At 61.1% G+C, this 22282-nt stretch carries 17 protein-coding genes, 1 tRNA gene and 2 pseudogenes; 10 read left to right on the top strand and 10 right to left on the bottom strand.

What is annotated here, in order from left to right; translation table 11 throughout:
* The first annotated feature begins 40 nt into the window (after positions 1-40).
* The 3 genes from MF6396_RS21365 (at position 41) to MF6396_RS21355 (ending at position 4047) form a co-directional block, all read left to right on the top strand.
* A complete protein-coding gene (locus MF6396_RS21365; protein ID WP_043864315.1) occupies positions 41-556 on the top strand; it encodes a sigma-70 family RNA polymerase sigma factor in 516 nt (171 codons plus the stop codon).
* On the top strand, positions 543-1499 hold the full coding sequence (locus MF6396_RS21360; RefSeq protein ID WP_058540627.1) for a FecR domain-containing protein: 957 nt from the start codon (positions 543-545) through the stop codon (positions 1497-1499). The genes MF6396_RS21365 and MF6396_RS21360 overlap by 14 nt, the downstream gene beginning before the upstream one ends.
* Before the next feature lie 91 nt (positions 1500-1590).
* On the top strand, positions 1591-4047 hold the full coding sequence (locus MF6396_RS21355) for a TonB-dependent siderophore receptor (RefSeq protein ID WP_078481509.1): 2457 nt from the start codon (positions 1591-1593) through the stop codon (positions 4045-4047).
* A gap of 9 nt (positions 4048-4056) precedes the next feature.
* On the opposite strand, the gene MF6396_RS21350 is transcribed toward MF6396_RS21355, so the two are convergent.
* Together MF6396_RS21350 and MF6396_RS21345 are read right to left on the bottom strand one after the other, a co-directional pair.
* The gene (locus tag MF6396_RS21350; protein WP_078481507.1) at positions 4057-5214 is read right to left on the bottom strand and encodes an MFS transporter; all 1158 of its coding nucleotides are present in this window, start codon (positions 5212-5214) and stop codon (positions 4057-4059) included.
* 300 nt (positions 5215-5514) lie between these two features.
* On the bottom strand, positions 5515-6735 hold the full coding sequence (locus tag MF6396_RS21345) for an MFS transporter (RefSeq protein WP_078481506.1): 1221 nt from the start codon (positions 6733-6735) through the stop codon (positions 5515-5517).
* Positions 6736-6969: 234 nt separating this feature from the next.
* Between MF6396_RS21345 and MF6396_RS21340 the strand changes: the two genes are divergently transcribed.
* The 5 genes from MF6396_RS21340 (at position 6970) to MF6396_RS21320 (ending at position 12480) form a co-directional block, all read left to right on the top strand.
* A complete protein-coding gene (locus MF6396_RS21340) occupies positions 6970-7491 on the top strand; it encodes an RNA polymerase sigma factor (RefSeq protein ID WP_078481504.1) in 522 nt (173 codons plus the stop codon).
* Positions 7488-8414, top strand: a complete 927-nt coding sequence (locus MF6396_RS21335) for a FecR family protein (RefSeq protein WP_078481503.1) — start codon at positions 7488-7490, stop codon at positions 8412-8414. The genes MF6396_RS21340 and MF6396_RS21335 overlap by 4 nt, the downstream gene beginning before the upstream one ends.
* Positions 8415-8510: 96 nt before the next feature.
* Positions 8511-10922: a TonB-dependent siderophore receptor gene (locus tag MF6396_RS21330; RefSeq protein WP_078481501.1), complete on the top strand. Its 2412-nt coding sequence runs from the start codon at positions 8511-8513 to the stop codon at positions 10920-10922.
* 92 nt (positions 10923-11014) lie between these two features.
* A tRNA-Met gene (locus MF6396_RS21325) sits at positions 11015-11091 on the top strand.
* Between the two features lie 165 nt (positions 11092-11256).
* The gene (locus MF6396_RS21320) at positions 11257-12480 is read left to right on the top strand and encodes a tyrosine-type recombinase/integrase (protein ID WP_078481500.1); all 1224 of its coding nucleotides are present in this window, start codon (positions 11257-11259) and stop codon (positions 12478-12480) included.
* A gap of 79 nt (positions 12481-12559) precedes the next feature.
* Here MF6396_RS21320 and MF6396_RS29080 read toward each other — a convergent pair whose 3' ends face one another.
* The 4 genes and pseudogenes from MF6396_RS29080 to MF6396_RS21300 all read right to left on the bottom strand — a co-directional run bounded on the left by MF6396_RS29080 (position 12560) and on the right by MF6396_RS21300 (position 15583).
* A complete protein-coding gene (locus MF6396_RS29080; RefSeq protein ID WP_078481498.1) occupies positions 12560-12877 on the bottom strand; it encodes a hypothetical protein in 318 nt (105 codons plus the stop codon).
* The gene (locus tag MF6396_RS21310) at positions 12874-13854 is read right to left on the bottom strand and encodes an integrase domain-containing protein (RefSeq protein WP_078481497.1); all 981 of its coding nucleotides are present in this window, start codon (positions 13852-13854) and stop codon (positions 12874-12876) included. Before MF6396_RS21310 ends, MF6396_RS29080 begins: the two co-directional genes overlap by 4 nt.
* Positions 13838-14191 (bottom strand): hypothetical protein, encoded by a 354-nt coding sequence (locus MF6396_RS29310; protein ID WP_060764126.1) that lies wholly within the window; start codon positions 14189-14191, stop codon positions 13838-13840. Before MF6396_RS29310 ends, MF6396_RS21310 begins: the two co-directional genes overlap by 17 nt.
* A pseudogene (locus tag MF6396_RS21300) lies at positions 14184-15583 on the bottom strand (YfjI family protein). Before MF6396_RS21300 ends, MF6396_RS29310 begins: the two are co-directional and overlap by 8 nt.
* A 1124-nt stretch (positions 15584-16707) precedes the next feature.
* Here MF6396_RS21300 and MF6396_RS21290 point away from each other — a divergent pair.
* Positions 16708-17224 (top strand): annotated as a pseudogene (locus MF6396_RS21290) (adenosine deaminase family protein); the annotation flags it as partial.
* A 58-nt stretch (positions 17225-17282) separates the two neighbouring features.
* On the opposite strand, the gene MF6396_RS21285 reads toward MF6396_RS21290, so the two are convergent.
* A complete protein-coding gene (locus MF6396_RS21285) occupies positions 17283-18002 on the bottom strand; it encodes a helix-turn-helix transcriptional regulator (RefSeq protein WP_161493042.1) in 720 nt (239 codons plus the stop codon).
* A 315-nt stretch (positions 18003-18317) separates the two neighbouring features.
* On the opposite strand from MF6396_RS21285, the gene MF6396_RS21280 reads away from it, so the two are divergent.
* On the top strand, positions 18318-19031 hold the full coding sequence (locus tag MF6396_RS21280; RefSeq protein ID WP_078481494.1) for an acyl-homoserine-lactone synthase: 714 nt from the start codon (positions 18318-18320) through the stop codon (positions 19029-19031).
* Here the strand turns inward: MF6396_RS21280 and MF6396_RS21275 are convergent.
* The 3 genes from MF6396_RS21275 to MF6396_RS21265 form a co-directional block, all read right to left on the bottom strand.
* On the bottom strand, positions 19028-20149 hold the full coding sequence (locus MF6396_RS21275; protein WP_196492180.1) for a pyridoxal-phosphate-dependent aminotransferase family protein: 1122 nt from the start codon (positions 20147-20149) through the stop codon (positions 19028-19030). The two genes, MF6396_RS21280 and MF6396_RS21275, sit on opposite strands and share 4 nt — an antisense overlap.
* 63 nt (positions 20150-20212) lie before the next feature.
* Positions 20213-21436, bottom strand: coding sequence for an aspartate aminotransferase family protein (locus tag MF6396_RS21270; RefSeq protein ID WP_078481492.1), 1224 nt, complete (start codon positions 21434-21436; stop codon positions 20213-20215).
* A gap of 16 nt (positions 21437-21452) precedes the next feature.
* Positions 21453-22282, bottom strand: an 830-nt coding sequence (locus MF6396_RS21265) for an aldehyde dehydrogenase family protein (protein ID WP_153046106.1), incomplete at its 5' end; no start/stop codon positions are given.

Below are 22282 nucleotides of genomic sequence, written 5' to 3'. Positions count from 1 at the left end.
CGATTCACAATCACTTCTTGCGCGCAGGCCCCGACCGACGATGCCCACCAGCGACACGCTCCCTCCGTCCGAGGTCGACCTGCTCTACCGTACCCACCACTCCTGGCTCAACACCTGGCTGCAGCGCCGCGTTGGCTGTCACGCCCACGCCGCCGACCTGGCCCAGGACACCTTCGTGCGCCTGCTCAAGGCTCGCCACGCGCACCCGCTCAAGCAGCCGCGTGCCTACCTCAGCAGCATCGCCCGCGGCCTGATGATCGACCAGTTCCGCCGCCGCGCGCTGGAACAGGCCTACCTCGAAAGCCTGGCCCACCTGCCCGCCGCGCACGCGCCCAGCGAAGAACAGCGCTGGATGATCCTCGATACCCTGCAACGCCTCGACCGCCTGCTGATGCAGCTCAAGCCACGGGTGCGCCAGGTGTTTCTGCACGCGCAACTGGACGACATGAGCTGCCCGAAAATCGCCGAACAGCTGGGTGTGTCCCGCGCCACGGTGGAGCGCGACCTGGCCAAGGCCATGGGCGTCTGCTATCGGTTGCGCCATGCCCGGGGCTGAGCCAGCACCGGGCCAGGCCCACGTCGAGCAGGCCATCGAATGGCTGGTGCAACTGCGCTACAACACGCCCACCGTACAGGCCGAACAGGCCTTTGGTCGCTGGCTCGACCAGCACCCGCACAACGCCCTGGCCTGGGCCCAGGTCCAGGCCATGAGCGAGGAGTTCAGCAGCCTGCCCCGCGAGCTCAGTCGGCGCACCCTGGAGGGCACGCAGCGACGCAGCATCAGCCGGCGCGACAGCCTCAAACTGCTGGGCCTGCTCGGCGCCGCCGGCACCCTGGGCTGGGTCGGTCGCGAGCCGCTCGGGCTGCCCACCCTGCTGGCCGACAAACACACCGCCACCGGTGAGCGGCGCACCTTCCACAACAACGACGGCAGCGTGATCCAGCTCAACACCGCCAGCGCCATCGACCTGCGCTTCGCGGCCGACCTGCGCGCGCTGAGCCTGATCCAGGGCGAGGTGTCCATCGATACCGGCAACGACCCACGCCCACTGCGCGTGACCACCCGTGACGGTGTACTGCAAACGCAAGGCTCGCAATTGCTGGTACGCGAACGTACCGACGGCACCCTGCTGGCGGTGCGCCAGGGCAGTGTGACGCTGTACCCCGGCAACGGCACCGCGCCGCGCATCGCCCGCCCCGGCGAGCAACTGCTGTACAGCGCCAACGGCCAGGTCGGCCCGGCCGTGACTCACGCCGACCCGTGGGGCTGGCGCGAAGGCGTGCTCAGCGTGCAGCGGATGCCCCTGGGCGAGTTCATCGCCGAGCTGTCGCGCTACCGCCCCGGCGTGCTGCGCTGCGCCGAGGCGGTGGCCGGGTTGAAGGTGTTCGGCACCTATCAGCTGGCCGACACCGACCAGATCCTGGCGCTGGTGGCCGAAGCACTGCCGATTCGCATCGACTACCGCACCCGCTACTGGGTCAGTGTCAGCCCGGCTTGAATCTGTTTGAAAAATAAATGAGGTGGTTTCTCATTCAGCTTCGGCCTGTAGGGATAAAGGCGAAACGTCTGTCTCTTCTCAGGAGCCCCGAATGATCCACCCAAGTGTTGCCCGCCCCGATCCCCTTCAGCGCGCCGTGCGTGGCGCCTTGCTCGGCCTGGCCCTGAGCGCCGCCGCTGCGCCGTTGCTGGGCGCTGCCGCACCTGCGGCCACCCAGCAGGTGCAACGCTGGAACATTCCCGCAGGGCCCCTGGACGCAGCGCTTGAGCAGATGGCCCGCCAGGGTGGGCTGAACCTGTCGTATGACGCCGCCAGCCTGCAGGGCAAGACCACCGCCGGCGTGTCCGGCAGCCACGAGAACGCCCAGGCCCTGGCGCTGCTGTTGCAGGGCAGCGGCGTGCAGGTGCAGCAGAAGTCGGCCAACAGCTTCCTGCTGCTGCCGGCGGTGGACATCGGCGACGCCCTGGAGCTGGGCGCCACCAGCATCTCCAGCGACCGCCTGGGCGAAACCACCGAGCACAGCGGCTCGTACACCACCGGTGCGGTGACCATCGGCAAGATGCCCCAGACCCTGCGCCACACGCCGCAATCGGTGTCGGTGCTGACCCGCCAGCGCCTGGACGACCAGAACATCACCAACCTCACCACCCTGATGGAGCAGACCCCGGGTGTGGTGGTCGACTACGTCGACAGCGAGCGCGTCACCTACTACTCGCGCGGCTACCAGATCGACGCCATCCAGTATGACGGCGCCACCGTGGTGCAAGGCAGTGGCGGCGGCTCGTTCATCCAGAGTGACTCGGCGATCATCGACCGCGCCGAGATCCTGCGAGGCGCCACCGGCATGCTGCGCGGCGCGGGCAACCCCTCGGGCACCGTCAACCTGGTGCGCAAGCGCCCTACCCGGGACTTCCAGGCCTCGGCCAGCGTCACCGCCGGCTCCTGGGATGCGCAGCGCTACGTGGCCGACCTGTCAGGCGCGCTGACCGACAACGGCGCGATCCGCGGCCGCATGATCGCCGTGCACGATGACAAGGACTCGTTCCAGGACAGCCGCATGGAGCGCAAGAACGTGTTCTACGGCGTGCTGGCCGCCGACCTGGGCGAACGCACCACACTCACCGGTGGCATCGAATACACCGAGCTGGAGGCCACCGGCTCGTGGGGCGGCCTGCCAGCCAACTTCGATGGCTCGCCGCTGAAGCTCTCGCGCAGCACCTACCTGGGCGCCGACTGGAACCGCTGGAACCGCAGCAACCTGCAGACCTTCGCCGAGCTCGAGCATGTGTTCGACAACGACTGGACGCTCAAGGTATCGGGCACCCGCACGCAGTTTCGCCTCGACGACCACGGCTTCAAGCAGACCTACTTCACCCGCGCCAGCACCACCAACCCCTACCTGATGAACTACCAGGTGACCGAGGGCGACGGCGGCGAAAGCGAGCAGACCAACCTCAGCGCCACCCTCAACGGCCCCTTCCAGCTGCTGGGCCGCGAGCACGAACTGATGGTGGGCGTGGAGCGCATCCGCAACGACTCCACTGCCTCGGCCACCAACTTCACGGCCTCCGGGGTGTTCGACATTCGCGAATGGGACCCCAAGACCAGCCTGCCCGAGCCGTCGATCAACATCAGCGCAAAGCCGGTGATGACCCGCACCACCCAGCAGGCGGCGCACGCCACCTGGCGCATCTCGCTGGCCGACCCGCTGACCGCGGTGATCGGCGCGCGCATCAACTGGTACGACTACAAGCAGGAAAACAACCTCAAGACCTCAGGCAAGTACAGCGTCGACCGCGAGATCGTGCCGTATGCGGCGCTGATCTACGACCTGAACAACAACCTGAGCCTGTACGGCAGCTACACCGAGATCTTCAACCCGCAAAGCGCCACCGATGCGTCCAACGCGGTGCTCGACCCGGTCACTGGCGAAGCCTACGAGCTGGGCATAAAGGGCGAGTTCTACGATGGCAGGCTCAACACCTCGCTGGCGGTGTTCCGCATCTACCAGGTGGGCAACGCCCTGGATGACCTGGGCAGCCCCGACCCGTGCCTGCCCAACTACACCAGCGGCCACTGCAAGGTGGCCGCCGGCAAGAACCGCAGCGAAGGGTTCGAACTGGAAGTGACCGGCGAAGTGCTGCCCGGCTGGCAGGTGTCGGGCGGCTACACCTACACCACCACCGAGTACCTCAAGGACACCCTCAGCAACACCGGCAACGTGCTGCGCCCCACCGACCCCAAGCGCCAGTTGAAGCTGTTCACCAGCTACCGCCTGCCGGGGGCATACGACGCCTGGACCGTGGGTGGCGGGGTCAGTGCGCAAAGCGACATCTACTCGCGCAACGGCAATGCCGTGGCCTCGCAAAGCGGCTATGCGGTGTACAGCGCGCTGCTGGGCTACCGCTTCAACCAGCACTATTCGCTGCAGCTCAACGCCAACAACCTGTTCGACAAGCACTACTACAAGAAGGTGGGCGCCACGGCCACGGGGTACTACTACGGCGACCCGCGCAACGTCTCGCTGACCCTGCGCGCAAGCTTCTGAGGCCGGCCGCTACTGCGCGGTGCGGGCCGCATAGGCCTTGCGCCGCGAGCTGCGGGCAAAGCACACGAACAGCGCGGCCATTGCCGCCAGTGCCATCGGCAGGCCATGGGGCGCGACGTCCATGGCCGCGCCACTGACCAGCCGCCCCACCAGGCTGCCCACACCCCACAACAGGCCGACGCTGGCATTGGCCGTGACCAGGTCCTGGCCCTTGAACTGCTGGCCGATCAGCACCAGCGCCAGGGTATACACCCCGCCCGCCACCGCCCCCAGCAGCACCAGCGCCGGCCACAGCAGCCACTGCACCTGGATCAGCCACGGCAGCGCCAGGCCGATCAGCATCGCCACCACGCCGCACACCAGGTGTACCGTGGTGCGCTCGCAGCGGTCGGCCAGCCAGCCCAGCGGCAACTGGAACAGCATGTCGCCGGTCAGGATCACCGTGACCATCAGCGCTGCCACGCCCACCGCATAGGCGTGGTTGGTGGCGTACACCGGCAGCAGCGAGAGAATCACCGCATCGAAGAACGAGAAGAACAGCACGCCCATGCACAGGGCCGGCGCCACACGAAAGAAGCCGCCCAGCGTAAAGCTCTTCTCGCCGTCGTCACCGTGCTCCACATAGTCGTTGGGCACTGTCCACACGATGCTCGCCAGGGCCAGGGCATAGCAGCCGCTGACCACGATGATCACCCAGGGGCTATGGGTGCCGAACAGCGCAAGCATGGTCGGGCCGAGCATCTGGCAACCGGTGAAGGCGGTGGCGTACAGCGCCATGACCTTGCCGCGGTTGTGCTCTTCGCTCAGTTCGTTGACCCAGGATTCGCCCAGGATGATCGCGATCCCCATGCCCACGCCCATGCCCAGGCGCAGCAGGCCGAGCAGCCAGGTGGAGTCGAACGCCCACTCGATCAGCCCCACGCTCAGGGCGCACAGGCCGAAGCTGAGCAGGTAGATGGTGCGCCGGGTGAGGTGGCGGCAGCAGGCGTCCACCAGGAACGCCGAGAGCATCATGCCGGCAGCGGGCGCGGCCGACAGGATGCCGATGTGCAGGGTGCTGGCCCCGGCATCGAGCAGGCGCAGGGAAACCAGTGGCAGGGTGGCGCCCAGGCTCAACCCTACGATCGAAACGGCGAACAGAAGGCCCGCCAGCAAACGCGTGTTCATCTACAACTCCGAAACCCGCCGACGCGCACATGCGCGCAGGCATCAACATGACTGTGTTCTGAAAGCGACGGTCAGTTCAGGCGCGCGGAGGAGAAAAGGTGAAGGCGAACAGGACGCTGCGCCGACGCTTGAGCACCGTATCGCACGGCCAGTCGCACAGCAGGGCCTGGACTACCGGCGGCTTTGCTGCGCAAGGACGGGAGAAACGTTGCATGGGTCGACTACAGGAAAAGGAAGGCCGGCACTCTAGGTGAAACCCCGGCCAGGCGTCAATCGCATCGACGCCTGGCCGGCGCGCTGTCAGCGCTTGCGCGTGGACGGCAGCAGAATCGCCAGCAGCCCGAACAGCGGCAGGTACGAACACAACGTGTACACGTACTCGATGCCGTGAATGTCTGCCAGGTAGCCCAGCAGCGCCGCGCCGATACCGCCAAAGCCGAACATCAGGCCGAAGAAGATCCCCGCGATCATGCCCACGTTGCCCGGCACCAGCTCCTGCGCGTACACCACGATGGCCGAGAACGCCGAAGCCAGGATGAAGCCGATGATCACGCTGAGCACGCTGGTCCAGAACAGGTCGGCATACGGCAGCGCCAGGGTGAACGGCGCCACGCCCAGAATCGAGAACCAGATCACCGCCTTGCGCCCGATGCGATCGCCGATCGGCCCGCCGAAGAAGGTCCCGGCAGCCACCGCCCCCAGGAACAGGAACAGGTACAGCTGCGAACTGGCCACCGACAGGTCGAACTTCTCGATCAGGTAGAAGGTGAAGTAGCTGGTCAGGCTGGCCATGTAGAAGTACTTGGAGAACACCAGCAGGCCCAGCACCACCAGCGCGCCGATCACCCGGTTGCGGCTCAGGCCGTGGGTGGCGGCCTGGCCGGCCTTGGCCTTGAACAGCGCCAGGTGGCCGCGGTACCAGCGGCTCAGGCCGTAGGTGACGATCACTGCAAACAGCGCGAACAGGCCGAACCACACCACGTTGCCCTGGCCGAACGGGATGATGATCGCGGCAGCCAGCAGCGGCCCGAACGCCGAGCCGGCATTGCCGCCGACCTGGAAGGTCGACTGCGCCAGGCCGAAGCGCCCGCCCGAGGCCAGGCGCGCGATGCGCGAGGTTTCCGGGTGGAAGGTCGAGGAGCCGATGCCCACCAGTGCCGCAGCCAGCAGAATCATCGGGAAGCTGCCGACATACGCCAGCATCACGATGCCCACCAGGGTGCACAGGGTGCCCAGGGGCAGCAGGTTGGGCATCGGCTTGCGGTCGGTATAGAAACCGACGGCCGGTTGCAGCAGCGAGGCGGTGATCTGGAAGGTCAGGGTAATCAGCCCCACCTGGGTGAAGCTCAGCCCGTAGTTGGCCTTGAGCAGCGGGTAGATCGACGGCAGCACCGCCTGGATGAGGTCGTTGATCAGGTGCGCCAGCGCACAGGCAGCGATGATTCGCATCACCAGCGGGCTGCTCTGGCTGGGCGCGCCGTTGCTGGCGTGCGTACTTGACGGGGCGGTGCTCAAGGCCATGGGAAAACGTCCATCGGGTGGTCGGGATCCAATTATCCAGAATTCGTTAGCAAGCGCACTATTCTTTTCAGTGAGTGGGCTACTTGTTAATAATTCTCAGTAACGCTAGCATCGCGAGCACTTGTGGGAGCGGGCTTGACCCGCGATTGCATCGCCGCGGAGCCAGGCACATGCGCGGTGACTGCATCGCGGGTCAAGCCCGCTCCCACACCCATAGCGAGCCCCGACCACTCCATGCCCGACAATCAGGAAGACCGAAGCCTGACGCTGCTCTACCAGCGTCACCGCAACGAGCTGCTGGCCTTTCTCACCCGTCGGGTGCGCTGCCGGGAGACTGCGCGCGACCTCTTGCAGGACGCCTTCGTGCGCCTTATGCACAGCGAGCGCAGCGAGGTCGGCAACCTGCGCGCCTTCCTCTACCGCATCGCCAGCAACCTGAGCATCGACCACGCGCGCCGCAACCAGGTGCGCGGGGTCAGCGACGAGCAGGCCCTCGACCAGTTGCTCACCGACACCAGCCCCGAGCGCAGCGCCGTGGCCGGCAATACCCTCGACCATCTGGAGCGCCTGATCGACGGCGTGCCCTCGCCCACCCGCGAGGTGTTTCTGCTGGCCCGGGTCGAGCAAATGAGCTACAAGGACATCGCCGCACGCCTGGGCCTGGAGCCCCGCGCCGTGGAGCGCCACCTGAACAAAGCCCTGAGCCACTGCGCGGCCGCCGCCCTGCACGCGCGCCAGCCGAACGAAGCCGAATGACGCCCGATCACTCCCCCAGCGCTGAACGCGAACAGCAGGCCTTGCACTGGTTTACCCGGCGCCGTGCCGATGACCTCACGCCCACCGAACGCGACGCCTTCGACGCCTGGGTGCACGACGCACAGAACGCCGCCGCGCTGGCCGCCGTCGAACAGCTCTGGCAGACCCTGGAGCTGCCCGCCCACCGGGTGCGCAAGGCCGACCGGCACCGCGCCAAGAAAAGCCGTTGGCCGCTGTATGCGGCCGCCGCCAGCCTGCTGCTGGGCGCCGGCCTGAGCTGGTTGCTGGTGCCCTCGCTGCACACCCTGGGCAGCGACTACGCCACCGCCGCCGGCGAGCGCCGCGAGGTGCAACTGGCCGACGGTTCGCGCCTGCGCCTGGACAGCGCCAGCGCGGTGGACATCGACCTCGACGGCGACACCCGCACCGTGCGCCTGCGCCAGGGCCGGTTGTTCGCCGACGTGGTGCACGACGGCAGGCCCTTCGTGGTGGAGGTCGACCAGGCCCGGGTGCAGGTGCTGGGCACGCGCTTTTCGGTCAGCCGTGGCGAGCACGATGACGTGGTGCTGCTCAGCGGCAGCGTCGAGGTCAGCACCGCCAGCCAGCGCCAGCGCCTGAGCCCCGGCCAGCGCCTGACCCTGCACGGCGAACGGCTCGATGCGCCGCAGACGGTGGATGCCGAACGCCTGCTGGCCTGGCGCGACGGTCAGCTGCGGGTGCGCGATGTGCCGTTGCAGCAGGTGCTCGAACAGCTGGCCACCTACAAGGGCACCCGCCTGGTGCTGCTCAACGAGGCCGCCGGCCAGCGACGGGTCAGCGGCAGCTTCAACCTGGACCAGGCCGACAGCGCCCTCGATGCCCTGCTCAGCAGCCAGAAACTGCGTGCCGATGCCGTGTTGGGGCACTGGCTGATCGTGCGCTGAAAATATTTTGCCGACGGCGCGGTAATTCCCGTTTCTGCTGCGTCACACCCCCAACATAAGAAGCATTACCATTTGCACCTTCTTGGGGGAGGAACCATGCAGTACCCACGTGACGTCGCTTTCACCCGTCGACCCTTGGCCAGCGCGATCCTGGCCGCCAGCCTGCTGGCGTTGCTGCCAGGCGCCGCCGTGCAGGCCGCCGAGGCCACTCAGGCCCAGACGCAACGCATCGATTTCCATATCTCGACGCAGTCGCTGGTCGATGCCATCGAGCTGTTCAGCGCGCAAAGCGGCTACCAGGTGATCTATGACGCCAACCAGGTAGCGGGCATCGTGTCCCCCGAGGTGCAGGGCCAGTACACCGCCGAACAGGCGCTGCGCACCCTCACCGGCAGCAGCGCACGGCTGAGCCAGCCCAACCCCAACAGCTTCCTGATCGAGCTGCCGGTGGATCTGGGCAGCGGCCTGCAACTGGATGCCGTGAGCATTTCGGGCAAGGCGCCAGGCTCGACCACCGAAGGCACCGGGCTGTACACCACCTACTCCTCCAGCAGTTCGACGCGCCTGAACCTCACGCCCAGGGAAACCCCGCAGGCGCTGACCGTGATGACCCGCCAGCGCCTGGACGACCAGCGCCTGAGCACCCTGACCGACACCCTGGAAGCCACCCCGGGCATCATCGCCACCCGTGACGGCCTGGGCGCCGAGAGCGACAGCTACTATTCGCGCGGCTTCGTGATCCAGAACTACGAAGTGGACGGCGTGCCTACCACCACGCGCATGGACAACTACACCCAAAGCATGGCGATGTACGACCGGGTGGAGATCGTGCGCGGCGCCAGCGGCCTGATCAGCGGCATGGGCAGCCCGTCGGCGACCATCAACCTGATCCGCAAGCGCCCCACCTACGAGGGCCAGGCCAGCATCACCGGCTCGGCCGGCACCTGGGACCGCTACGGCAGCGGCTTCGACGTGTCCGGCCCGCTGACCGAAAGCGGCAACGTGCGCGGCCGCCTGGTGGCCGACTACAAGACCGAAAAGGCCTGGGTCGACCGCTACAAGCAGGACACCCAGCTGCTGTACGGCATCACCGAATTCGACCTGAGCGAAGACACCCTGCTGACCCTGGGCTTGAGCTACCTGCGCACCGACGTCGACTCCCCGCTGCGCAGCGGCCTGCCCACCCGGTTCAGCAACGGTGAGCGCAGCAACCTCAGCCGCTCGATCAACAGCGCACCCACCTGGTCGTACAACGACCACGAACAGACCAGCTACTTCGCCTCGGTGGAGCAGCAACTGGGCAACGGCTGGAGCGGCAAGCTCGAGTACAGCCACTCGGAAAACAAGTTCGATGAGCTGTTCGGCTTCGTCATGGGCGATCTGAACCCGGACGGCAGCGGCATGAGCCAGCTGCCGGTACGCTTCTCGGGCACCCCGCGCCAGGACAACCTGGACCTGTACGTGACCGGCCCGTTCAGCCTGTTCGAGCGCGAGCACGAACTGATTGGCGGCGTGACCCTGTCGCAGTTCAGCCAGAGCGTGCCCGAGTGGGGCGGCTGGCGCTACGACTACAACGCCACCCCGGGTGCGTCGATCGACAACATCTTCGACTGGGACGGCAAGCAGCCCAAGCCGCCGTTTACCGAAAGCGGCAAGTCGTCACAGGAAGAAAACCAGTACGCCGCCTACCTCACCACCCGCCTGCACCTGAGCGACGACCTGAACCTGATCCTGGGCAGCCGCCTGATCGACTGGGAGCGCAAGACCGAGGACCGCCCCTATGGCGCGGCCAGCAGCAACACCGACCGCAAGGAAACCGGCGTGTTCATCCCCTATGCCGGGGTGGTGTACGACCTGAACGACACCTGGTCGCTGTATGCCAGCTACACCAAGATCTTCAACCCGCAGGGGTCGTGGGTGCAGGACGCGCAATTCAAGCCCATCGACCCGATGCAGGGCATCGGCTACGAGATGGGCATCAAGGGCAGCCACTTCGACGGCAAGCTGAACTCCAGCGTGGCGGTGTTCAAGCTCGAACAGGACAACCTGGCGATCTGGCAGCACGACAACGTGTACGAGGCCAAGCAGGACACCACCTCCAAAGGCATCGAGATGGAGATCAACGGCGAACTGGCCGAGGGTTGGCAGGCGTCGGCGGGGTATGCCTATACCCTGACCACCGACAACCAGGACGAGCGCATCAACACCGTGCTGCCGCGTCACAGCCTCAAGACCTTCACCAGCTATCGCCTGCCGGGGGTGCTGGACAAGGTGACCGTGGGCGGTGGCGTGAACTGGCAGAGCAAGGTGGGCAACGACCTGCACACCTTCACCCAGGGCAGCTATGCCATCGCCAACCTGATGGCGCGCTACGACATCAACGAGCACCTGGAAGCCTCGGTGAACCTGAACAACCTGTTCGACCGCGAGTACTACAGCATGGCCGGCCTGTACGGCACCTACGGCGCACCACGCAACGTGATGACCAACTTCACCTACAGGTTCTGAGGGGTTTTTGGCTAAGCGGTTGATCGGGCGTTAAATTTTTTGAAATTGGGTGTTGACACAACATCGTTTCGAGCGAATAATGCGCGCCACTTGGCTACATAGCTCAGTTGGTTAGAGCATAGCATTCATAATGCTGGGGTCCGGGGTTCAAGTCCCTGTGTAGCCACCAAGTACCGATCCATAGATGTCTACAGCAGTCTATGAATCACCTCAAGAAGCCCGCCTAGTGCGGGCTTTCTTGTGTCTGGACGTCCAAGCTGATCCACCTACATCCTTCACATCCTGTATGCCCGCATGTATGCTTCAATAAAAATTGAACTGGAGGCATACACGGATGAAACGCAGCGATATTAAACGCCGTCCTCTCTCCGATACCGCACTAGTCAATCTCGCTCCCGAAGCGGGGGCCTACCGTGAGCTAGACAGCTCGGGGCTGTATTTCAGAGTAAAGCCTAACGGGCAGAAATCGTGGGAGTTGCGCTATAAGAAGCCCGACGGCAAATGGTCGTGGCTCGGGCTTGGCGGTTACCCAGAAGTCAGCGGCGCCCTTGCTCGGCAAAAAGCTGCCGAATTGAGATCGGATGCAGCAGAAGGCAAAAATCCGATAGCCGCCAAGAAAGCAAGAAAAGCTGCGGAGGTAGCAGCAACAAACGAAACCTTTGAAGCCTTGGCTCGTGAATGGCATACGTCTCGCTTGGAAGGTTGGGATGTCGGCACCGCGAAGAGAGTACTTGGAGCCTTGGAACGCCACGTGTTCCCCCTTGTCGGAAAACGTCCGTATGTCTCCATCATGTCGATGGAATGGATGGAGCTTTTGAGAGGGCTCGAACGTCAGGGAATTCTGGAGCAGATGAGTCGTGTGAGGGCTTACTGCAAAGACATCTATGACTTGGCTCGCGTAACCGGCAGGGCGATGAGCAACCCCTTAGAGGGGGTTCATAAGTTTCTTTCATCGGGAAAGGCAGAGAACTACGCGCATGTCTCTCTGGAAGAACTTCCCGCACTGCTCAGAGCAATACGATCATACCCTCACGCCAAAGATGTTCAGCTTGGCCTCCAGCTGCTTACTCTCATGGCTGTCCGCCCCAGCGAGCTTCGAGAGGCATACTGGGCTGAGTTCGACTTCGACAAACGGCTTTGGACCGTCCCCGTTGAACGCAAAGGCCGTAAAAAAGGGCGTGAACACCTTGTACCACTCTGCAAGCAGGCACTAAGCGCTCTTAATGAGCTACGAAAAATCACGGGAGCGTACCCATTGCTGTTCCCTGGTCGAAGCGATCGAACCAAGCCTCGCAGCGATACCGTTTTTCTGATGGCGCTAAGGCGCCTTGGTTACGAAGGACGACAGACTGGACATGGCTTCCGTCATATTGCAAGCACCGTACTCAACGAGCACGGTTTTCCAGCGGACCACATTGAAGCCCAGCTCAGTCACAAGCCGCCAGGTGTCCGAGGAATCTATAACAAGGCTCAGTATCTGGAGCAACGTACGACAATGATGCAGTGGTACGCCGATCATCTTGACGGGCTGGAAACAGGAACTATCAAAGCCGTATAAAACTATGGCCTCTTAGCTTCTTGCCCAGCGAAGAACGTCCGCAGAACGTCCTGATAGGCTTAGCTTGAAGTCGACCATTTTAGTTGCGTGATACCACAGCTTGGTGAGCACTTATCCAAATTGAGCTGACTGTCAGCTTAATACTTTCACGCCGCCTACGAATTAGCCCTGCTGTTAATTCATAGTAGTAAACGGTCGCTGGTGCTGAATAACGCAGATAGTGCTCAAAAAACCATCTGGTGTGCTTTTTCTTCCAGGACCAGGGCGTCGCGCATCCCCAGCGCTCACGAATCGCCTCGTGCATCCTTCCTGCCTGTCTGATGTGCCGCTGCCGCGTGGCATGCGCACCTTTGAGCACGGGCCTCAGAAACAAGGCCATATCGAAATCGGACGTCATCGCCGACCTCCGATATAGGCACTCACCACATCGATGCGGTTATGTCCCAACTCGTGGCTGATTTGCTGTCGCGCACGCTGATCGAGCTCTCGATTCTCTCGATGGCCACGACCGCCATTAACGGGCGCAGGAAAGCCAGTCAGCTGTTCGTAACGCTCAAAGGCGTAAGCCGCTCGCAGCTCATGAAAGCCTTTCAATCCCTTCTCATGCAGAAGGTCCCGCGCAGGTCGCACAACTGTTTGGATAAAATCTTTATAGCTTTCGTCGGGGGCTAACAGATTCCGACTGCCACTGGGTGACGCCTCGCAAGCTCCATCAAGGGCGCCGCGGACTTGATCCGTGACCGTAATCCAACGCGGCGCCGATGCCCCTGATCGGCCGCCTTTGGTGCCGTCCTGGATATTGATCTTGCCCAGTTGCCGAGCCTCACGTTGCAGCCGGGGCAGGTCCGCCAGGATCGCCTCACGCAAGCGCATGCCGGTCTCCCGGGCCAGATGCACGATTGCTCTTACTCTTTTCTGGCCTCGCTCTGACAACGTCTGTGCGATCTGCTCGACCTGCACCCGGTCTTGGCCTTGCGGTGCCTCAATACGAACGCTTGAGCGCTGCCGGCCTAGTGCCTTACTCGGACTGGGGATTTTGACGTACTGATCACCGCGCAGCGCGGCGATCGTTCGGTTCACACTGGACAGGCGGTTCTGCGCGGTGGCAATGCCGACGTTGCCCTGATCAACCTGCTCACGCACATAAGTGGCGTACCGCCTGAGGATGTCACGGTCGATCTGTCGTGCGTCATTCAGCCTCGGCCCTTCCTCGGATCGACACCAATTCACGAAGGCCTGCCACCGACCGCTATGGGCTTTGACGGTAGCAAAATGGCCGTCGCCAAACAGATCTTTTAGTGCTTGCGGTCCCGCATAGCTGAGCTGGCGACCGAAGCCAAAATTGCGCCCCGCTCGCTTACCGACGCGAGCCATTTTTCTGTTCCTGATCGACTGCAGCGAGCTCATGTAGAAGGGCTCGCCAGTGTGCGCCTACGATGGTGAACTGGGCCCAATCAGTAGGGCGAAAACACAGCGTGTTGTCGACGGCGTAGAGATGCGCCCCCTCCTTTTCTAACCACTGGATAATGGCTGTCGTCGAGGTGATAGTTCTACGATCGGTGGCGACATCGGCGACAGCGGCGACAACCCTTGTCCTACTTGGTTTTGAGCGTGGCGACAAAGTGGCGACACTCGCGGCGACAAACCGCACTTTCGGCTCATTGTGACGTTGGGCTAAGTGGTTGCGCAGTGCTTCATCAAGATTAAACATGGCGCACCTCGAAGGTGTGGCCGTCAGTGATCAGCCACTGATGATCAAGCAACTCGACTAACAGTTTGGTGGCATGGCGACTGCTTTTACGGGCAAAGCGGGGGCCGTTGCGGTTCAGGTCTCGAATACTAAAGCGCTTCCAATCTTTGACCTGCAGCCAGCGCAGCAGCCGGTCTGCCTCCTCTTTTACCCGGCACACCGGTTCCTGTTCGGTCAGGCGCTGGATCTCGGTGAGGTAGTAGCCGACTAAGGCCGAGGCCCGTTGGATATAATCGACCTCCACGACGCTGCTCTCCTCCACTACTGCCAGATTGCCGGCGACGCGCAGCAGGTTGTCGGCGGCCTTCGATCCGCTAGGCCGTACGCTTGTCAACTCGCCAAACTCACCCAACTGGGCCTCGATGGCATCATGCAGATCAATCCAGCGACGACGAGCCAATGGACTGAGGCTCAGCGGTGACAGCCGCAAGGCACCGTCAGCGGAAAGCGACCAAGGCTGATGAAACAGGGCCGAAAGACGGTGGTGATAACGCTTTAGGGCGGGGTCTTTGGACAAGTCGACAGCCTGGTAACTGCGTTGTCCGGCCAGGCTGGTGGGCCAGGTCATGAGGCAGCGACCGAGAATGCCTTGCCCCTGCAGCAACGGGTCACTGAGTAACTGCATGGCTAGATACGGTTGCAGCATCAGGTGCAGGCTTAAGCGTCGATCATAAGCTCGCAAGCTTTCACCCAACATGGACCGCGCGCGATCTATCGGACTGCCGTCCCAGAGTGACGACAAGGTCGTAACCGCTTTCAAACGGTTATCCCGACTCATGGTGCTGCTACCGAGGAATTGTCCCCCCTCGTCACAGAACAGGCCCATGCTCGGCAAGTCATGGCAGAGTCCCTTGATCAGGGCCTCGATAGTCGGATCCGTGGTGATCAGCCTAGGTGCAGAAGGCTCCGCTTCAAGCGGTACGCCGTTTGTGGGGTTGGGATCGCCAGGGTTGATACGCTGCGCCTGTCGCTGCGCGACACGGTACCGGGCGAGTTGTTCGCGATAGCGCTGCCACTGCTCACGCTCCCATTGCCGTGCGGGCAGCAATGCAAATCGATCTGCCGCCGTTTTGCGATCGCCGGACGCGGCCACGGTGATCAGGTACAGCGAAGCGGATAATTTCTCCCATCGAGCTGTAAGCCCGCATGACCCTGAGTGGCCAGCGCCGAAGCAGCCAGCACCGATTGTGCCGCCAATGCCTGGGGCACCCCGATGACCTCAGCCATGCGTTCGACCGCGGGCCCAAGAATCCCACCCAGTGCCTGCACCGGATAAGGCTGGGCCACGGGATTCGACTCAATCAGCGGTCGAGGTGGTTGTGGTAGATCAAGCTTCGGATCTAACTGCTGCATGGGCCCTCTCCTCGTCATTGCTGGTTGTCCTCACGTAGTCCCGCCACGGCTGTTGAGTGTTATCAGGGATCAAGGCCCCTGCGGCCTGTGAGGTGTTCACTGACGCGGAACGAACGGCTCATTACGACCGAGAGCAAGGGCATGAACCCATGAATCTGGCCTCCTTAAACGCATCCGAAGATGCGGGCGGGTGGAGGCTGTGCCGACTGACGAGTTCGGCAGCTAGAGATCCTGGGTGAGAGAAGGCAACAACATCGACACCCGGGGCATGCCTGACTGTCAGTCAGGTGCAGCCTTTCCATAGGCTGCGGCACCGGTGCCTGTGTCGTTGCGGATGGCGACAGATCGGATTTGTCAGTCCGATTGTCACGAGGAGAGTTGCGGCAATGCCTTGTACGGCGTGGCTTGCAGCAGCGGTACGAGCGCCCGTCTCTTTCCAGGAGAAAGAGGCGGGCGCAGTCTGGCACAACGAAGTGTGCCGAAAGGTGAGGTTGCTGCAGCGCAGCGAGGGAGGTCCATCGTCTGCCGCAGCGGACAGATTAGAAGAGTAGGCATCCATCACTCTTGGGGAGTGACCGTGCGAGCCGCCGGACGCTAATCGCACTTCGGGAGAACCACCACGTAAATGGTATAGCCTTGAAGGTTCTGGCTACCTGGGCAGGTGCTGTCAACGACAGCGGTCCGTGCGCCAATTGTTATACCCACTCGAATAGGTGGTCAAGCATCACGGCCAAAGCGTGCAAAAAGTGGCGACTGTCGCCACTTTTGTCGCCACGCTCAAAGCCATACAGAACGAGGGTTGTCGCCGGTGTCGCAGGTGTCACCACTTCTCTAGCCATGACCACGACAAGATCCGTTCTTACACTGGAGAGGCACTCGAAAAGTAATTTCTGATCGGTAAACGAGGGCGTGCCGCTAATTGAAAGTCAAAATGAGATTAGGGAACAAAGTGGCTTCGAAAAAAACGAGTGAACCCTCCGACCGGCGCGATCAAAGATCGCTGGGTCGAAGGATTGGCGGGAAAAGCAAAATCTCAAACGTCAACTTCAAAGCGGGTTGATTGGGAAGTCACTGCCCCACCCCGCATGATCAGCGCCTGCTGCAGCTTCCTGCATTATTAGAGCGAAGCCGAGAAAACCCTCGACCAGGCGCTGCCGTTCCGCGATGCGTTTGTGGCCTTGAGCCTGGACAGTTCGGAAATGGGTCACCCGCCACGCAAGTTCCAGCGCGTATTCGATTGTGCCCATGACGAAGGCTTCCTCACCGTAGCCCACGCCGACGAAGAAGGCCCGCTCGAGTACATCCGGTCAGCGCTCGACCTCCTGAAAATAGGTATCGACACGGTGTGCGGGCCATCGAAGACGAGCGCCTGATGCTGCGCATCATCGACGAGCAGATCCCGCTCACCGTATGCCCACTGTTCAACACCAAACGCTGTGTGTTCGACGACATGGCCCAGCACAACATCCTCGACATGCTCGAGCGTGGCCTGAAGGTGACGATGAACTCGGATGACCCGGTGTACTTCGGCGGCGATGTCACTGAAAACTTCCATGCGCTGTACACCTACCTGGGCATGACCCAGGACCAGGCCAAACACCTCGCGTAAACAGCCCGGATGCGCGGCGGGTAAAGCCTTGATCGCTATACACGGATAACCAAACGCTGAAAAAGACTTTTGGCTAGGGGTTTCCTGCAGCTAGGAAAGTATTAGCCCGGCGTTGATAGCCAATAAAACGGCCGCCCGGCGCGAACTGACGCCTAACTTCCGGGTTATTTTACCAATATGGAAATTAATATTGGCTTCTGAACAGCCAAATATTATAGATATCTCCCAACTGGTTTTCCCGTTGTAACACCACCGCAAAATATCTTTTTCCTGCGAGGTCAAACTCGGTATGTTAGGGGTTGCTGAGTCGAAGGCAAAGGTGGTCGCGCTTTGCAGTACGATATCTTTTATAAAAACCAGATTAGACATTTCCTGGGCAATATGGGAACGCGCACTTGCCGGCGTTTCAGCATCCAGGCTGAGACTGAAAACACCAAACTCTCCACGCGGTCCGTGCATGGGGATTGACACACCATGGATAATCCCATATGAATACGCTTCTTCTCTGAAGGCCTGTTGTACCGAATTCTTATACATACTGTCGGCCCAGACCAATGGCGTACAATGTTGCGCACTGTGGGCCACCACTGGATCAATCGTAGTGTACTTGGCCGAGTCATAGTCAGCGCGCCATTGGACGGGATAATTATCAACTATCAATACCGCGCCAGGGTCTTGATGATTGCGTTGTGCAAGTCCGAAAAGAACTTTGTCAAAACCACGATCCGAGGTTATCTTTTGAAGTTTGGCAAACCAACTATCAACACCGTCATCACTACTCAACTCCCACGTATCGCCTAATTTAAACACTCGAACCTCCCTATTCCATAACACTCCCGACATTCAAAAATAATGCTAATAGATCGCGCCAACCGCCACAAGTCCAATATAGAAAAGGCCTGAGTAGCTTAAATAATAATGATTCTATTTAAAATTTGACACTTGCTCACTATAAACTCGATAAAAATCGATTTGCGGTATAGACAAGTATTTGCGCCAATACCGCGCCTTCGATAAATTAATGGCGTCAATATTTTCATCTATTCGCGAACTGGCTATTAGAACTGATAGTGGTACAGCATCGGGGTCCAATGGATAATTACCCACCAATCATGGAATGATCAAATGGTTATCGACATTGTTCGACGCGAACATCTAAGCGCCGCACTTCTCAACGGCATGCACCAATTAAGGGCGCAAATATTCAAAGATAAGAAGCAGTGGGACGTCGTGGTTTCGGATCGTTGGGAAGTGGACGCGTTCGACGATCTAAATCCGTATTACCTGCTGATCAGCACCCCCTCGGCGGGTGAGGTCATTGGTTGTTGGCGGATCCTGGAGACTGTCGGTCCTTACATGCTCAAAGACACATTTCCTGACCTACTGCATGGCGCGCCGGCGCCCCAGGACAGCCGCACCCTTGAACTCAGCCGGTTTGTCGTTCGCGCTCAACATCCTGGCAATTCGACCTTCTCGCAGATCACGTTGCAGGCAATCAGGGAAGTAGTCAGGTTTGCTTTACGCCGTGATGCCCAGCGACTGCTCACAGTCACCACGGTGGGCGTGGAACGGATGATGAGAAAAACCGGCATCTCGATGGTTCCCTTCGGGCCCGCATTGCGTATAGGTGTCGAGCAAGCCATCGCCCTGACTATTCATCTGGACGAGAAGACTTGCCAGGCATTATTCGGCAGCGCGAATATGTTGACCTCGAAACCGGACAGCCCTAGCAACATCGCGCCCGCTAGGCTTCAGGCAACCCCCATCGGCATGACGGACTATGCGCAAGCGGCGTCTAAACAGCAAAACGCACTACCCGCCGCCGAGCTGACGGTCTAGCGAGAAAACTCGCCGGTAATTTCATCTAGAACCTCGAGAAAGCGCTCCAGCATCAAGTGGCTGATATCCCCCATATGGGGAATCCGCATCATGACCTGTCCACTTTCAGCCATCAGGCGCTTGTTTAGCTTGCTGTAGCCGGTATCAATCAAATAACCGGCTTCACGCATCCGCGATTTGGTGCGTGACAGGTCGACGTGCGAATCGACATACAGCGAGGTCAGCGATGGCGACGCATCGGCTTGTGCCGCGAACAACCTAAAACGCTCAGGTCGCGCCTGCACCCAGCCCCGTACATGATCACGCTGTTGGCGATGCCGCGCAAAGCGTGCCTGCACCCCTTCTTGATGGACGATGTAGTCAAGTTGAACGTGCATCTGGTTGAGCAGCGTGCAGTTGGGCGTGGTCAAGGTCTGCCCTTGACGCGCCATATCAACATGTCGCAAAAGATCCAGGGTATACACCCTGTTCTTTATAGTGTGAGCCTTGGCCAGGGCAGCCTCATTGACGAACACAATCCCGAAGCCGGGAGGCAGTGCCAGGCATTTTTGCGTAGCCGTGACGTACGCAGCTGGAAGTGCCTGTGCGATCCCGGAGGGCGCACCGGCAAAAATACTCACGCCGTCAACAATCGCCAGCCCCCCTTGCCCGTTAATCAGCTCACAGGCACGAACAATATTGGTCGCAACCCCGGTTGAGCTTTCGTTGTGGGTCAATGTCACCACATCGAAATTGCCCTTGGCCAAGGTACGCTCAAGGACTTGCAGGTCGATACCCGCACCCGGCTCGAAATCCAGGCGCTCGACCTGTTCATTGAAGCCCGTGGCAAGCGTGTGGAAAAGCTCGCCAAATGCGCCGACACACACGCACAACACCCGATCCGTCTCGGCGATCAGCGAACGCACGGCACATTCCATGGCATTGCTGCCACTGCCATTGACCAGTGCCGCCTGATAGCCCTCAGGTAACTCTGCGATGATCCTGAGGTTATCCAGGATATTCGAGATAATCTCGACTGCTTGTGTGTCGCGATGACCAAACTCCGGGTAACTCCCGGCTTTGCGAATCTCGGGCCTTATCCAGGTGGGGCCGGGGATGAACAGTTCTAGCTCGTTCAAGATCATTCCTTAGATGACAAGACTAAAAAACTTGGAGATGGATTCGACATCGTAAACCAGTGACTACCGGCCGTCATTTGCAGGCATTCCTATACTAGCAGCAGCACGAGAATCGCCCCCACTGTCCTGTATCCGATTACGGATCAAGTGCGTCAACGTTGCAATCCCCGCACTGGCCTCTTCGCGACTCAGCACCAACGGCGGCAGCAATCGCACCACGCGCTCGGCCGTGACATTTATCAACAGGCCTTCGCGCAGCGCCTCAGCCACCAGAGGCTGGCAGGGGCGATCGAGCGTGATCCCGATCATCAGCCCCAAGCCTCGTATTTGAACGACCTGGGGCAGGTCTGCCAGTTTGTCGCGCAGTTGCTGCACGATAAATGCGCCCAGCTCCAGTGCATGCTCCAAGAGGCCGTCAGCGTCGATAATGGCCAGGGTTTCCAGCCCGGCACGGCAAGCCAGCGGATTGCCACCGAAGGTCGAGCCATGGCTACCGGGGGTGAATGTATGTGCCGCATCCCCCCAGGCGAGGCACGCGCCGATGGGGACGCCGGAGCCCAGCCCCTTGGCGATGGTCATGACGTCGGGCCGAATAGGCGAATGCTGGTGGGCGAACCATCGTCCGGTTCGACCGATTCCGGTCTGGACCTCGTCGAGCATCAGCAACCAGCCCTTGCGGCTGCAGACTTCACGCAATGCCGTCAGGTATCCGGTATCGGGCAGGTTGACGCCACCTTCGCCCTGCACAGGTTCGACCAACACCGCCACACACTCGGTATCGTCCAACGCCTCAAGGGCCGGAATGTCGTTGTAGGGAACGCGGACAAACCCTTCGGGCAATGGGGCAAACCCTGCCCGAACCTTGGGGCTGGCCGTGGCCGCCACGGTCGCCAGGGTGCGCCCGTGAAACGCACCGTCCATGACGATGATTTTCGGGGTGGCAATGCCTCGGTTGTGCCCATGCAAACGAGCAAGCTTGATCGCCGCCTCGTTCGCTTCGCAACCGGAATTGCAGAAGAATACCCCCGAGGCGCCGGACAGTTCGGACAATCGCGCAGCCAACTCATGCTGTTCGCCAATCCGATACAAGTTCGAACAATGCATCAGCCTGGCCACCTGCGCTTGCAATGCCGGCACCAACTTGGGATGGCCATGCCCCAAACCGTTCACGCCAACCCCGGAAATCAAATCAAGATAGGCATGCCCGTCACGCCCAACCAGGTGCGCACCGATACCGCTGGAGGGTTCAAAATCCAAGGGCGAATAGGTCGCCATGATAGTGTTCATTTATCTGCTTCGCCTTTTAAGAGCGGTCATTATTTACAGGGCCTGGGCCATGTCCAAACTTGATGTACTTCATGCGGGCCATTTCCAGCAGCAACCAGTCACCCTGATGGCGGCCTAACCCCGAGCATTTGAACCCTTCGACGGGGTAAGCAATACCGACGGATTTTCGCGCATTGACCAGCACTCGGCCGGCGTCAATCCGTGCCGCGACCCGACCCGCCTTGGCGGCATCGGCACAGAAGATCGACGCGGACAAGCCATAACGACTCGCATTGGCGAGCCGAATGGCCTCTTCTTCGCCGCAAAACGGAATCACGGGTAAAACAGGACCGAAAACTTCCTCATGCACCACCGACATAGTGGGAGTGACGTCGAGCAACAGCATGGGTGGAAAAAAAGGCGAGACGGTACTGCGCCAGGCCTCGATCTGTGGGCTTGTGGCCCCTGAAGCCAGCGCCTGAGTCACTTGTTCTTGCAGCCTGTCAAAAGCACTGCTTGACGCCAACGGCCCCATTCCACAATCAATCGCAAAGGGCTCGGCCACGCGAATTTTCTGCAGTCGCTGACTCAGACGCCGAACAACCGCATCAAATATCGGCTGCTCGATGTACAACCGTTTCATGGCCGAACAAACCTGCCCGGCATTGGTGAAACGCGAAGCCAGCAGCAGGTCAATCAACTCGTCACTGACCTCGAAATCAGCAAACAGCAGGGTCGGACTGCTTCCGCCCAACTCCAAGAGGCACTTCTTCATGGTCTTGGCCGCCCGACAGTAAATGTCCTGCCCGGCTTGTTCGCTGCCGACGAACCACACGGCATCGACGCCTGACTCCACCAGCATCTGCC

The organism is Pseudomonas sp. MF6396, from assembly GCF_002018915.1.
In the GTDB taxonomy this organism is placed as follows: domain Bacteria; phylum Pseudomonadota; class Gammaproteobacteria; order Pseudomonadales; family Pseudomonadaceae; genus Aquipseudomonas; species Aquipseudomonas palmensis.
Note: the sequence above shows the minus strand (reverse complement) of the source record. Positions and strands in the feature narration are given on the sequence as shown.

Coding starts and splice junctions, on each gene's coding strand:
- MF6396_RS21320 (WP_078481500.1), top strand. CDS start 11,257: ATGAAACGCAGCGATATTAAACGCCGTCCTCTCTCCGATACCGCACTA.
- MF6396_RS21330 (WP_078481501.1), top strand. CDS start 8,511: ATGCAGTACCCACGTGACGTCGCTTTCACCCGTCGACCCTTGGCCAGC.
- MF6396_RS29310 (WP_060764126.1), bottom strand. CDS start 14,191: ATGTTTAATCTTGATGAAGCACTGCGCAACCACTTAGCCCAACGTCAC.
- MF6396_RS21345 (WP_078481506.1), bottom strand. CDS start 6,735: ATGGCCTTGAGCACCGCCCCGTCAAGTACGCACGCCAGCAACGGCGCG.
- MF6396_RS21310 (WP_078481497.1), bottom strand. CDS start 13,854: ATGGCTCGCGTCGGTAAGCGAGCGGGGCGCAATTTTGGCTTCGGTCGC.
- MF6396_RS21355 (WP_078481509.1), top strand. CDS start 1,591: ATGATCCACCCAAGTGTTGCCCGCCCCGATCCCCTTCAGCGCGCCGTG.
- MF6396_RS21340 (WP_078481504.1), top strand. CDS start 6,970: ATGCCCGACAATCAGGAAGACCGAAGCCTGACGCTGCTCTACCAGCGT.
- MF6396_RS21270 (WP_078481492.1), bottom strand. CDS start 21,436: ATGAACACTATCATGGCGACCTATTCGCCCTTGGATTTTGAACCCTCC.
- MF6396_RS21350 (WP_078481507.1), bottom strand. CDS start 5,214: ATGAACACGCGTTTGCTGGCGGGCCTTCTGTTCGCCGTTTCGATCGTA.
- MF6396_RS21335 (WP_078481503.1), top strand. CDS start 7,488: ATGACGCCCGATCACTCCCCCAGCGCTGAACGCGAACAGCAGGCCTTG.
- MF6396_RS21365 (WP_043864315.1), top strand. CDS start 41: ATGCCCACCAGCGACACGCTCCCTCCGTCCGAGGTCGACCTGCTCTAC.
- MF6396_RS29080 (WP_078481498.1), bottom strand. CDS start 12,877: ATGACGTCCGATTTCGATATGGCCTTGTTTCTGAGGCCCGTGCTCAAA.
- MF6396_RS21280 (WP_078481494.1), top strand. CDS start 18,318: ATGGTTATCGACATTGTTCGACGCGAACATCTAAGCGCCGCACTTCTC.
- MF6396_RS21360 (WP_058540627.1), top strand. CDS start 543: ATGCCCGGGGCTGAGCCAGCACCGGGCCAGGCCCACGTCGAGCAGGCC.